Annotated in this window: 10 protein-coding genes; 4 read left to right on the top strand and 6 right to left on the bottom strand. The window is 68.9% G+C overall.

Features of this window, described 5'->3' with window-relative positions:
* Positions 1 to 152 precede the first annotated feature (152 nt).
* Together NJ1_RS13170 and NJ1_RS13165 are read left to right on the top strand one after the other, a co-directional pair.
* Positions 153 to 1,130, top strand: coding sequence for a serine hydrolase (locus NJ1_RS13170; RefSeq protein ID WP_245717365.1), 978 nt, complete (start codon positions 153 to 155; stop codon positions 1,128 to 1,130).
* 138 nt (positions 1,131 to 1,268) lie between these two features.
* Positions 1,269 to 2,300, top strand: coding sequence for an ATP-dependent 6-phosphofructokinase (locus NJ1_RS13165; protein WP_067692969.1), 1,032 nt, complete (start codon positions 1,269 to 1,271; stop codon positions 2,298 to 2,300).
* A 90-nt stretch (positions 2,301 to 2,390) separates the two neighbouring features.
* Here the strand turns inward: NJ1_RS13165 and NJ1_RS37930 are convergent, their stop codons facing one another.
* From NJ1_RS37930 to NJ1_RS13145, 6 genes are all read right to left on the bottom strand, one after another.
* On the bottom strand, positions 2,391 to 2,588 hold the full coding sequence (locus NJ1_RS37930; protein ID WP_084478091.1) for a DUF397 domain-containing protein: 198 nt from the start codon (positions 2,586 to 2,588) through the stop codon (positions 2,391 to 2,393).
* Entirely contained in the window at positions 2,585 to 3,466 is an 882-nt protein-coding gene (locus tag NJ1_RS13160; RefSeq protein ID WP_067692537.1) for a helix-turn-helix domain-containing protein, read from the bottom strand. The genes NJ1_RS37930 and NJ1_RS13160 overlap by 4 nt, the downstream gene beginning before the upstream one ends.
* A gap of 668 nt (positions 3,467 to 4,134) precedes the next feature.
* Complete coding sequence (locus NJ1_RS40975) at positions 4,135 to 4,365, bottom strand: RGCVC family protein (RefSeq protein ID WP_369690856.1); 231 nt, start codon at positions 4,363 to 4,365, stop codon at positions 4,135 to 4,137.
* 207 nt (positions 4,366 to 4,572) lie between these two features.
* Positions 4,573 to 7,245: a serine/threonine protein kinase gene (locus tag NJ1_RS40180; RefSeq protein WP_218025181.1), complete on the bottom strand. Its 2,673-nt coding sequence runs from the start codon at positions 7,243 to 7,245 to the stop codon at positions 4,573 to 4,575.
* 67 nt (positions 7,246 to 7,312) lie between these two features.
* Positions 7,313 to 7,972, bottom strand: coding sequence for a response regulator (locus NJ1_RS13150; protein WP_067692534.1), 660 nt, complete (start codon positions 7,970 to 7,972; stop codon positions 7,313 to 7,315).
* A 138-nt stretch (positions 7,973 to 8,110) separates the two neighbouring features.
* Entirely contained in the window at positions 8,111 to 9,325 is a 1,215-nt protein-coding gene (locus tag NJ1_RS13145) for a sensor histidine kinase (RefSeq protein WP_245717363.1), read from the bottom strand.
* Between the two features lie 167 nt (positions 9,326 to 9,492).
* Between NJ1_RS13145 and NJ1_RS13140 the strand changes: the two genes are divergently transcribed.
* Together NJ1_RS13140 and NJ1_RS13135 are read left to right on the top strand one after the other, a co-directional pair.
* Positions 9,493 to 10,326 (top strand): hypothetical protein, encoded by an 834-nt coding sequence (locus NJ1_RS13140; RefSeq protein WP_157573926.1) that lies wholly within the window; start codon positions 9,493 to 9,495, stop codon positions 10,324 to 10,326.
* A 232-nt stretch (positions 10,327 to 10,558) separates the two neighbouring features.
* On the top strand, positions 10,559 to 11,872 hold the full coding sequence (locus NJ1_RS13135) for an alpha/beta-hydrolase family protein (protein ID WP_245717362.1): 1,314 nt from the start codon (positions 10,559 to 10,561) through the stop codon (positions 11,870 to 11,872).
* Positions 11,873 to 11,879 lie beyond the last annotated feature (7 nt).

Here is an 11,879-nt window from a genome sequence, read left to right as displayed (position 1 = left end):
CAATTCGGACAAAAGGCCCTGAAAAGCAGGTTTACGCACCGCGTTTGACCCCACTACCCGTCCCGCACAACAATCCTTGCGATTGACGGGTGCGGGTGGGTCCGCTAGGAAACAGGGACTCACCGGCACCCGGGGATGATGGAGGTATTGGGGTGGACGCACCGTATTCGCGGACCGCTGACCAGCGCGGAGCCCACGACGCTCTGGATGGCGCACGCGATACCGGGACGGGCGCGCCCCGATCCGGACGACCACGCGGACGACTGGCGCGACTGGCCGGCTGCGGGGCGGCGGCGCTGCTGGCCGTGGTCGTGACCGGATGCGGCAGCAAGCCGGTGCTACTACCGGACCCCACCGGCACCGCCTCCGCGCGCGCCGCGGCCCCCTCCAGCATGGTGGTGACCGTTCCGGGCACGCTGGCCTGGGATTTCGTGAACGAGCTGCGCCCCTCGCTGAACGCCAAGGTGGGGCTGGCGATCATGCCGGTCGGCGGGGACCGGGTGGTCGCGCTGGGTGATTGGACCACCGGACCTGCCTGGTCGACGATGAAGGTGCCGCTGACTCTCGCGGCGCTGCGCGAGAATTCGGGCTACACGGGGGCGGCCAGTTCGGCCATCACGCTTTCGGACAATTCGGCGGCCGACACGCTGTGGCAGTCGCTGGGCACGCCCACGACCGCGGCGGACGCGGTCGAATCGGTCCTGCGCGAGGGTGGAGACGGGGTCACCAAGGTGCCCGCCACCCGCGCCCGATCGGACTACTCGGCGTTCGGGCAGTCCGACTGGTCGCTGTCGGACCAGCTGCAATTCGCCTCGAACCTGCCGTGCCTGCCGCAATCGGACTCGGTCACCACGCTCATGGGCAAGATCAGCTCGGGGCAGCGGTGGGGGCTCGGCAATCTGGACGGGGCCGAGTTCAAGGGTGGCTGGGGACCCGACGTCAACGGCAACTACCTGGTGCGACAGTTCGGGCTGATTCCGGTCGAGGGCGGCGAGGTCGCCATCGCCATTGCCACACAGGCCAATTCGGGGTCCTTCGACGAGGGCACCACGATCCTGACGAAGGTGGCGACGCTGATCAGCAAGCATGTGAGCGAGCTGCGCGGCGGCAATTGCCCGGGGCCGCACTGAATCGTTCTTCCGGCAGGCACTGAATCGTTTTTCCGGCAGGCACCGAATCGTTCTTCCGGTGGGCACCGGGCAGGGCTTAACCCACCCTTCACGGGGGTGCGACCCACGCCACACCGTCTTCAGGGCAAGATGGACGCCATGCGCATCGGAGTCTTGACCGGAGGCGGGGACTGCCCAGGCCTGAACGCCGTGATCCGTGCCGTCGTTCGTACCTCGAACGGCCGCTGGGGTGACGCGATCGTCGGCTTCCAGGACGGTTGGCGCGGGCTACTCGAGGATCGCAAGATCCACATCCTCAACGACGACCGCACCGACCGGCTGCTCACCAAGGGCGGCACCATGCTCGGCACCGCCCGGACCAATCCCGACGTATTGCGCGCCGGACTCCCGCGCATTCGCCAGACCCTCGACGACAACGGCATCGACGCCCTCATCCCGATCGGCGGCGAAGGCACCCTGACCGCCGCGAGCTGGCTCGCCGACGAGGGCGTGCCGGTGGTCGGCGTGCCCAAGACCATCGACAACGACATCGACTGCACCGATACCACCTTCGGTCACGACACCGCGGTCTCGATCGCCACCGAAGCCATCGACCGCATCCACACCACCGCCGAATCGCACCAGCGCGTCATGCTGGTCGAGGTGATGGGCAGGCACGCCGGGTGGATCGCGATGAACTCCGGTATCGCCTCCGGTGCGCATCTCACCCTGGTACCCGAGGTGCCCTTCGATGTCGACGACGTCTGCGCGATGGTCAAGCGGCGCTTCCAGCGCGGTGATTCGCATTTCATCTGCGTCGTCGCCGAGGGCGCCAATCCCGACCCCGACTCGATGTCCCTGCGCGACGGCGGCATCGACGAATTCGGGCATGTGCGCTTCACCGGCGTCGCCCAGCAGCTCGCTCCCGAGATCGAACGGCGGATCGGCAAGGAGGTCCGGGTGACCGTCCTGGGCCATGTGCAGCGCGGCGGCACGCCCACCGCGTACGACCGCGTGCTGGCAACACGTTTCGGCGTCCACGCCGCGGAGGCGGTGCACGCCGGGAACTTCGGGCAGATGGTGGCACTGCACGGGACCGAGATCGATCTGGTGCCGTTGTCCGAGGCCACCAAGCAACTCAAACTCGTGTCCCCCGAGCGGTATCACGAGGCCGCCGCCTTCTTCGGCTGATCACCCACTCGACCACTGAATCGGCCCACCGCATCCGTGCGGTGGGCCGATTCATCGTTCGGTACAGCACCATTCGCGAACGCGCCGCTGTCAACGACGGTCGAAATGTCCCTTCCTCAATGCGTGGGTGAATCGATCCCATTCGGACGGACCGAACAGCAGGGCCGGACCCGTGGGGTTCTTACTGTCCCGGATTCCGACTCCGCCTGGTAGGAAAGCGATTTCGACACACTCCTTCGCACCGGTGCTACGGGCGCTCTTGAACCATCTGGCGCCGGCTTCGTTCACGTCGCGTACTCCTTCGCTGCCTTTCGCAAGAGGTCTCTACTGCTTGTCTCGTCCAGCGCCGAGTGCCGGATCGATTGGTACGCCTGGTGATACCGCTCGACCGCCGCCTGCTTCTCCAGGTAGAGGTCGCCCAGAAAATTCTCCAGGTACACCACGGTGGGTTCGACCGGTCGGTTTCCGCTGTCCCGGCCGAAATCCACAATCACGAAGGGCCCGACGGTATGTCCGAGCGGGACGCCCGCGGTGAAGGGTAGTACACGAACAGCTATCGTTGGAAGTGTCGACATATCCGCGACGCGCCGCAGCTGCGCCGCCATGATCTTCGGGTCGCCGACAACGCGCCGAAGTGCGGTTTCATGAAGCACCACATCGAAAGTGGCGGGGCTGCGGCGACGGGTGAGCAGACTCTGGCGGCGGGTCTTCAGCTGCACCCGACGGTCCAAACGGTCGCTTCCAGCATCCGGCCAGTAATCATTGATCAGGACGCGCGCGTAGTCCGCGGTCTGCAGCAGGCCGGGGATCAGATCGGGTTGGTAGGAGACCAGCGAGCGAGCCGAAGCCTCCAGGCCCACATAGACATTGAAGCCCTCGGGCACCACGTCGTCGTATTCGTGCCACCAGGACTTGACGCTGGCCTGCTGAGCGAGGTTCGCCAGGGCCGTGGTGAACTCGTCGTCGAAGTCGTAAATGCGACAGAGCTCCCGAATGTCCAGAACCCGAATCTTTTCGGCGTTACCGGTTTCCAGACGCTGGAGTTTGGATTCGCTCCACTCCATGAGGCCGGCCGCCTCCGCGATCGTCATATTGCATTGCATCCGGCCCTCTCGGAGATATCTCCCCAGTTGACGGCGCGGCAGCGTGGAACCCCGATCGGACATCGAATCCTCCCCCACGAAGACAATTTTCGGTCACTGTGAACGATGCTCCCATGCGCTATGAATGCTGACCTGGAGGTTTCGCAAACTTTCAGGAGACACGCGGAGTTCGATTGTCGGTTCGCTCCCGGGGTGCTGGACTTGCTGTGCGCCCGGTGAGAACCGGAGCTCTGAACTCTCTGGACCCACTCGTCCCCGAACCGGGCGCACCCCTCACCCCCTCGCACCCCTCGCACCCCTCACCCCCTCGCACCCCTCGCACCCCTCACCCCCTCGCACCCCTACCCCCTGCGCACCCCTCACTCCTGCGCAGCCGGGGCATGCTTCACAAGCTGGTGTGAGCCCGAGCGCGGACCCGCGCGCGCCGGCCAGAGTCAGCGGGCGGCCGTCAGCCGAGCCTCTGGTCTGGCGGTGGGTGGTCCGATCACATTCGATCGGGATGGTCGCTGCGATCCCACGCTCGCGACTGCGCGCACAACTCCGTGCCGCTGCCGAAGCGGCGGTCATGACGGCGGCGGCGATCTCCGACTCGGCCACATCCCCCGAGTCGTGCGCCGCTCAGAAATCGGGCCCACCCCGATCGGCCGCCGATGTGCGCGATTCGACTTACTCCGCGAACTACCGACCGGATTTCACCCAGGCGCGTCGACCTCGGCGGGACGGCGGCACCACTATCGCCGGTAGTAGGTCTTTTCGTGCTCGGCCGGGAGGATGCAGACGCACCTTCTGTCCAAGCCGCTGGTCGCGGTCGCGGAGCAGAAGCGGATACCGACTCCGGCATGGGCTTCCCGGTCGTGCGGGCATGCCGCACAGAAGGACTCGACCGGCGCTGCGTCGATGGGGGTGGCTTGTTCGATTGACGACAATTGCCTCACCTCTTCATATGTCAACGCCGTAGACATACGACGCAGACACCTCCAAGCTACACCTACCACCGAGGACGTGCCCCTGACCGATCCACAGCCGAGGCGAGGCGGGGTCGATGCCGTAATTCCGAATGCTCCGCACCGGAGCGGACCGGTAAAGCCGGCGTCATCGGCCCGCCCTCGGGAGGACACTGCCGTGACAACCCACCGCGGCGCTCACAACCGATGGCAACCGTGCCTGCCCTAGCCGGATACCACCACCACGACGAGGGCGAGCATCAAGACCAGGGCGAGCAAACCCAGCCCCAGCACGAGTAGAGCGGTGGTCTGCGATGGCTCCGACCGGCCCTGCCCGATCGCGGGGCGCTGCTCGGCGCCGAACCTGCCCGGTGCGAGGCCCGGCTCCGATCGGCGTGCGTCACCGGCACGCGGGCCACCCGCTCCCGCGTATCCTGGAACGTCGACCCCACCACCGATCACGATCTGCACATCGTCCGAATCTTCCTGGTAATCCGCCGCTTTCGCGCTCGAGGGGCCCTCGCCGACCGCACTGTCGGCCAACGGTTCGCCGACCACCGCGTCGCGTTCCTTCGCTCCGGAATCGGACGGGCCTTCGTCCGGCGACGCACTCGCCCGCGATTTCGCCGCACCTCGACGCCGCAGATACAGCGCACCGAGCCCGGAGGTTCCCCGCGACGGCACGAAAGCTCCCGAGACGGGATGCCTTTCGACTCGATCCTCCTGCTCGGCATCATCGCCGGGTGTCGCGGAGTCGGAGACCTGCGCCACCGAGGCTCGATCGTCGAGTCCGGCACCCGACGTGCGACCGATCGCTTCGGTCGGGAGGCCAGCGCCCTTGTCCGGCATGCCCGAGTCCGATGCCGCAGGCAGAGGCATCGGCCCGGAACGATCTCCCGAGGCCAAGGGTTGCGGCGGGCTGATTGTCGAATGACCCCCGGCCGCAGCGGGTTCCAGCTTCCCGCGCGTCGGTGACGGGTCCGCGGGACCTTCCGATGCGAACCCCGGTGGCCGCATGTCTCCTTCGGCGCCCGGAGCCGGGTCGGTGGCGCGAGCGGTCGCACTGGTGGACGGATCACGGGAACCGGACGCCGCACGATCTTGCCCCTCGGCCGGTTCGGTCCGACGACTCTCCGGACCCGCCCCGTCACCGCGCACGGAATCGCCCGCATCCGAATCCTCGTGCACTGCAGCGGCATTCACCGAGTGCTGCGCATCGCCGCCGGGTGCTCCCGGTTCGGCAGGCTGTTGCTCGGTGCCGGAAGGCCCCAGGGCGGTAGGGCCGGACCGAACAGGGACTACCGGCCTGGGTGCGCTCTCGGTGATTGCCCGTGCGGGATCGGATTCGGCGGATACGGGACCGGAATCGACCGGCGCGGAGGCGGAATCAGCAGGCACCGAACCGGAATCGGCGGAGGCGGGGCCGGAGTCAACCGGCGCGGAAGCGGAATCGACCGGGGCGGAAGCGGATTCCAAGGGCGCCTGGTGCGCGAGCCGTGGTTGTTCGAGGAGGTCCGTCCGCTGCTCGGAGAGGTTCTCCGCACTCGGGTGTGCGGAGCCCGGGCGAGGCAGGAGGTCGGTGCGCTGGGACGAATCATCCTGGCCGGGAAACGGATTCGGTGCGGGGTGCGCGGGTTGCGGCGGAGGCGTCCGATAGGTGGGGGCGGACGGTACGCCGTACCCGGGAGGCGCGGGCTGCGGTTGAGCGACGTGCGGTGGCGCGGGCTGCGGAGCATGCGAAGGCGCGGGCTGAGCCGCATAGGGAGGTGCCGGTTGAGACGACAGCGGGGGTGCGGGTTGAGCCGTATGCGGGGGCGCCGGTTGGGCTGCGTGCGGAGGCGCGGCAGGCTGCGGGGGCTGGGCGGCCGCCGGTTGGGCGGGTGCGTACACCGGTGGCGAATAGCCCTGGGGGGCTGGGTAATTGGGTGCCGCGTAGGGCGGCAGCGGGGATGCGGGGTACGGCCCGGCCGGGTAACCGGGGGGCTGGGGAAAACCGGGGGCCATGGGCGGATAGGCGGGCGGGTAGACCGGCATCGGGGGGATGGGCGGTGGGAGTTGAATGGTCTTGGCCGTGAGGGCGCGGCGGGCGGCCTTGGCGAACTCGGTACAGGAGGCGAAGCGGTCGGTGGGGCGCTTGGCCATGGCCTTGGTGATCACGGCGTCCATGGCCTGGGTGAGGCCGGGGCGGCGCAGACTGACCGGTGGGGGCAGGAGCTGGAGGTGCCCGTTGATCAGGTCGGTGGGGTTGGGCGAGTCGTACGGGCCCGCGCCGATCAGCAGCCAGTAGAGGGCGCAGCCCAGGGAGTACTGGTCGGTGGTGTGGTCCAGGGGCGCGCCGGTCATCTGCTCGGGCGAGGCGTAGGCCAGGGTGGCGGTGAACATGCCGGCCTGGGTGAGATGGGTGGAGTCCTCGCGCAGACGGGCGATGCCGAAGTCGGTGAGGAAGACGCGCTCGCCGTGGCCGGCCACCGCACGAGCCAGAATGATGTTGGCGGGCTTCACATCCCGGTGCAGCACACCCATGCCGTGCGCGTAATCGAGTGCGGCGGCGACGCCTTCGATGATCTGCACGGCCCGCTCGGGCGGCAGCGTCATGACGTTCACGCCGGCGGCGTCGACCCCGTCGATGTACTGCATGGAGATCCAGAGCTGTTCGTCCTCGGTGCCGCGGTCGTACACCTCGACGATATTGGGGTGATCCAGCTGCGCGACGAGATCGGCCTCGCGCTCGAAGCGCGTCCGGATCTCCTTCTCCGCGTAGAGTTCCCGGTTCATCAGCTTCAGCGCCGTCAGCCGGCCGAGGCGAGCGTGGCGAGCGAGATAGACCGAGCCCATCCCGCCCTGTCCGAGCAGCCGCTCGACGATGAATCCGGCGAACACATCACCGCTGTTCAACAAGTCGACGACCCCCTTCCGGTGACGTACGAGTCCGTGAGCCTACCCCGCTGACCAGCCGATCGGCAGGTCAGCCGGGGGTTACCAGACCACTTTCGTAGGCCAGTACGACCGCTTGCGCACGATCGCGCAGATTCAGTTTGGCGAACACCTTCGACACATGGGTCTTCACCGTCTGTTCCGCCACGAAAAGAGATTCGGCGATCTCCACATTGGACATGCCGCGCGCCACCAGTTCGAGCACTTCCCGCTCGCGCGGGGTGAGGGCGGACAGGGCCGGCGCCGGGGCGCGCCGGGCCCGGCGCCTGGTGACATCGGCGATGAGGCGGCGCGTGACGGTCGGCGCGAGCAGGGCGTCTCCGGCCGCGACCACGCGGACCGCGCGCACCAGCTCCTCGGCGGGCGCGTCCTTGAGCAGGAATCCGCTCGCGCCGATGGTGAGCGCCTCGTACACGTAGTCGTCGATGTCGAAGGTGGTGAGCATGAGAACCCGCACCGGCGGATCGAACCCGGCCGACAGGATCGCCCGGGCCGCGTCGAGACCGTTCATCTCGGGCATGCGCACGTCCATCAGCACCACATCGGGGCGCAGCCGCTTCGCCTCCGCCACAGCGGCTTTGCCGTCCGGCGCATCGCCGATCACACTGATGTCCGCCTGCGCGGCCAGCAATGCCCCGAAGCCCTGCCGCACCATCGCCTGATCATCGGCGATCAACACCGTTATCGCCATAGTCCCGCCTCACGCACGCCTCCGAGTTTGCCAGAACGCGCGCCTTACCGGCCCGCCCGCCGCGACTTCGCACCTCCGACACGCAAATACCCGCCCCCGGGATCACTCCCGAAAGCGGGTATCGGTACGACTCCGAGGTCAGGCGCCCAGGCCGAGTGGCACGTCCGCGGCGAGCACCTGGGTCACCGGGAGAGTGGCGTTCACTTCGAATCCGCCGTCCGGGCGAGGGCCCGCGATGAGCGTGCCGCCGACCGCCGCGGCCCGGGACTGCATGCCCGCGATGCCGCTGCCGGGGGTGCCGACAGTGTCGACGTGTCCCGCACCGACCGGCCGGTCATTGCGGATGGTCAAGGTGAGAGTGGTGCCGAAGGCGATACGCACGGTGATCGCCGCACCGGGCGCGTGCCGCGAGGCGTTGGCCAGCGACTCCTGCACGATCCGGTACACGGCCAGGCCGGTGGTGTCGGGCACCGCGGCGAGCCCCTCGTCCATCACCCAGGTGATCGGCACGCCCGCTCGGCGTGCGCCCTCGCACAGGGTCACGACGTCCGAGGCGGTGGGCTGCGGCGCGTGCTCGGGGAGTTGCCCGTCACTCCGCAGTACTCCCAGCAGTCCGCGAATCTCGTTGAGCGCCGCGCGGGCCCCCGAACCGATGGAGTCGAATTCCGCGCACGCGTCGGCGGACAGGCCGTCGATCCGGTACGGCGCGGTCTGGGCCTGCACCACCACCATAGACATGTGGTGCGCGACCACGTCGTGCAGATCGCGGGCGATCCGGGCCTTCTCCTCGAGGATGGCGCGCCGCGCACGCTCGAGCTCGGTCTCCTCCTCCTGCTTGAGCAGCGCTTGGCGCGATACCGCCAGCCAGCGCACCAGCAGCCCGAACACGACCAGGCCGGTGATGGCGATCGGCCACCCGAACCCGGCCTCGGCGAAACTGTCCCCGGTCTGCGCCATGGTGGTGGCGAACAGCAGCGAGGTGGAGAGCCAGGCCACCCCGACGATCTGCATGGGCGAGCGCACCGCGACGGCGAACACCAGCGTGAACAGCGCCAGGATGTGCACCACCTGGAAGGGCAGCGTATTGCCCGGCTGATGCGGCACCGCCAGCGCGATCAGCAGCGCCGAGCCGGCCGAAACCGCCCACCCCAGAGCCGGATTCACCCGCACCAGCAGGACCGGGAACGCCGCGAACCCGGCGATGAACGGCTGCGCCGCCGCCGGAACCTGATGGGTGAGGTGCAGTGTCGGCCACGCCACCGCGATGAACACGATCGCGACCAGGACCGTGAGCGCGTCGACCCACAGCCGTGCGGACTTGGGGCGACTTATCGCCACAGACTTTCCGAGCATGTCTTCGACGGTAGAGAATCGGTGGTGCCAGCACGTCATACCCCCGGGTGATCTCGTACCCCCTACTCCGGTACCGCCCGTCGCGCCCGGCTCCCCCGCCTCGCTCACAAGGGAACACGTCCCCAGCGTGACGCCCTGATATCGCCCCGATTCCTAGCGTCAGCGGCATGAGAGCGTTCCCGTCCTCCCCGGCCCGCACGCCCCGTTCCACCCCGATCGGCCGGCCCCACTCCGCCGCGCACGTTCGCCTCGGCTCGGCCGCCGCCGTGAATCGGTCCGACGTCGCGGGTGGTCCCTCGTCACAGCCCGAGAGCACTCGGCTCGATCCGCTGCGCCGCGCGGGTCTGCTGGCCACCGCGACGACCCTGCTGTTCTCCGTCGCGGTGGTCTTCGCGCCCTCGTCGGCGTCGGCCGCGAGCCTGCCCCTCGCCCCCGAGAACGCCGGTGCGCGGGTGGCACTGATGGAATCGGCTGCCGCCCAACCGGATCCGGCGACCATTCCCGCCGATTTCGCCGCGGGGTCCGGGTACGAGCCCGTGCTCGAAGACGGGCTCCTGGTGAACCCGCACGGCGACTGCTCCTCCCCGGTGACCCTTCCGGCGGAGTTCACCCTCGCCTGCAAGGCCCATGACCTCGGCTACGACCTGCTCCGCTACGCGGGCGATCACGGCCAGCCGCTCGGCCCCTGGGCCCGCCAGAGCGTCGACGCCGCCCTCGAACAGCGCATGCACGCCGCCTGCGCTACCCGCCCCGACGCCATCGCGCGCGCTCGGTGCCAGGTCATGGCCACCATCGCCACCACCGCCGTGGACCTCAACTCCATCCGCCAGGACTACGGCGTCCCCATCCACGAGACCTTCTTCGACTCGGCCGATTCACCATCCAGCCACCTGCGCGACTCCATGATCTTCGCCCTCCTCGCCGCCGCCGTCGGAGCCGCGGCGGCCCTGCTGCGCCGCCGCACCCGCCGCACCACCCCGCCCGCTCTCCGGGCGGAGTGACCACATGGGCGGATCCACACCCGTGAACACCGATCCCGCACTGGGACAACTCGATTCAGGACGGTACGACATGTCTCGTGGCTCGACCTCGCAAGCCTTCGCCCCCGATATCACCGGCACGACCGGCGGGTTCGGTCCGCAGCCGGACGCAGGGGCGGATCCGGCCGCCTCCGTTGCGAGACAACGGGGTGCACGCCGACTGCGGAGTCCGGTCAGCGTCCGGGCGCCTCGGGTGGGGACCAGTGTGGGGGTGGCGGCCGGGGTGTTCGCCTCGCTCGCACCGGGATTGCTGCCTCGGACGCCGGGAGCTCAGGCGATCGTGACGGCGCTGCTGGTGTCGATCGGGCTCGGGGTGGTGGGAATCGGGCGGATTGTGCTGCGGCGCTTCGGGTCCTCAGGGCCGGCCGGGACGGTCCGGGTTCGGGTGCTGGTGGTCGCCGCCGCGGTCGCCGGGGTGGGGGTGGCGATCTCACAGGCGCAGGAATGGCAGAACCGGCTGCGGGACGCGATGGGGGTTGCGGCCGTGGGGCACTGGTACTGGGTGCACTGGGCGGTGGAGACCGCGATGCTGGTGGGTGTCGTGGTGGGATGCTGCCGGGGGATTCGATGGGCGGTGCGGCGGATCGGCCTGCTCCGCAGTGCCGTGCTGATGGCGGTGCTGGGGGTCGGAGTCCAGCTCGCCGTCGTGCCGACGATCGTCGAGTGGCGCAAGGCCACGTACGCGGCCACCAACGCCTATGTGGATCCGGTTGTCGCGCAGCCTGTTTCGGCCACCCGATCCGGAAGTCCGGGGTCGATGGCCAGCTGGCCATCCCTAGGAGCGCAGGGGCGGCGGTTCGTGGCGGGGAGTCCGACTCGGGCCGTACGGGTGTACGTCGGGTTGAATTCGGCAGCGGATCTCAATGCCCGTGTGACACTGGCGATTCGGGAGCTGGAGCGGTCGGGCGGGTTCGAGCGCGGGAACCTCGTGGTGACGGTGCCGACCGGGTCGGGATGGATCGACGGCGAGGCCGCGCGTGGCATCGACGAACGGTTCGGGGGTGATGTGGCGCTGGTCGGGCTGCAGTACTCGGACGCACCCAGCTGGGTGACGTTCATGTTCGGGCGCGACGCGGCCGAGGCCTCCGCGCGAGCGCTGTTCACCGCTGTGGAGCAACGGCTTTCGATCATGCCGCACGCACCGAAGCTCTATGTGTACGGACAGAGTCTGGGCGCTCTCGGCGGCAGCTCGGTCTTCACCGACGACGCCGATCAGGACCGCCGCACCTGCTCGGTGCTGTGGGCCGGTCCGCCCGCGGGGCAGGTGCACCGCGGTGGCGCGACCGTCCTGGCGAATGCCTCGGACCCGGTGGTGCACTGGTCACCGTCTCTGCTGTGGCAGCCCGCGAACCTCACCGGCACCCGACCCGATGCCCCCGTGCCGCACTGGATTCCGGTTCTGAGCTTCCTGCAGACCAGCGCCGATCTCCTGGCCGCCCTGAACGCCCCCTCCGGACACGGCCACCGCTACGGCACCGACCAGGGGTCGGCCTTGGGCAGCTGCTGAGCCACAC

The sequence above is a fragment of the Nocardia jejuensis NBRC 103114 genome (genome assembly GCF_001613145.1).
GTDB lineage: Bacteria > Actinomycetota > Actinomycetes > Mycobacteriales > Mycobacteriaceae > Nocardia > Nocardia jejuensis.
Note: the sequence above shows the minus strand (reverse complement) of the source record. Positions and strands in the feature narration are given on the sequence as shown.

Bases quoted from the DNA above. Each gene is read 5' to 3' on its own strand.
- NJ1_RS13165 (WP_067692969.1), top strand. From the start codon at position 1,269: ATGCGCATCGGAGTCTTGACCGGAGGCGGGGACTGCCCAGGCCTGAAC.
- NJ1_RS13160 (WP_067692537.1), bottom strand. From the start codon at position 3,466: ATGTCCGATCGGGGTTCCACGCTGCCGCGCCGTCAACTGGGGAGATAT.
- NJ1_RS40975 (WP_369690856.1), bottom strand. From the start codon at position 4,365: ATGTCTACGGCGTTGACATATGAAGAGGTGAGGCAATTGTCGTCAATC.
- NJ1_RS13150 (WP_067692534.1), bottom strand. From the start codon at position 7,972: ATGGCGATAACGGTGTTGATCGCCGATGATCAGGCGATGGTGCGGCAG.
- NJ1_RS13145 (WP_245717363.1), bottom strand. From the start codon at position 9,325: ATGCTCGGAAAGTCTGTGGCGATAAGTCGCCCCAAGTCCGCACGGCTG.
- NJ1_RS13140 (WP_157573926.1), top strand. From the start codon at position 9,493: ATGAGAGCGTTCCCGTCCTCCCCGGCCCGCACGCCCCGTTCCACCCCG.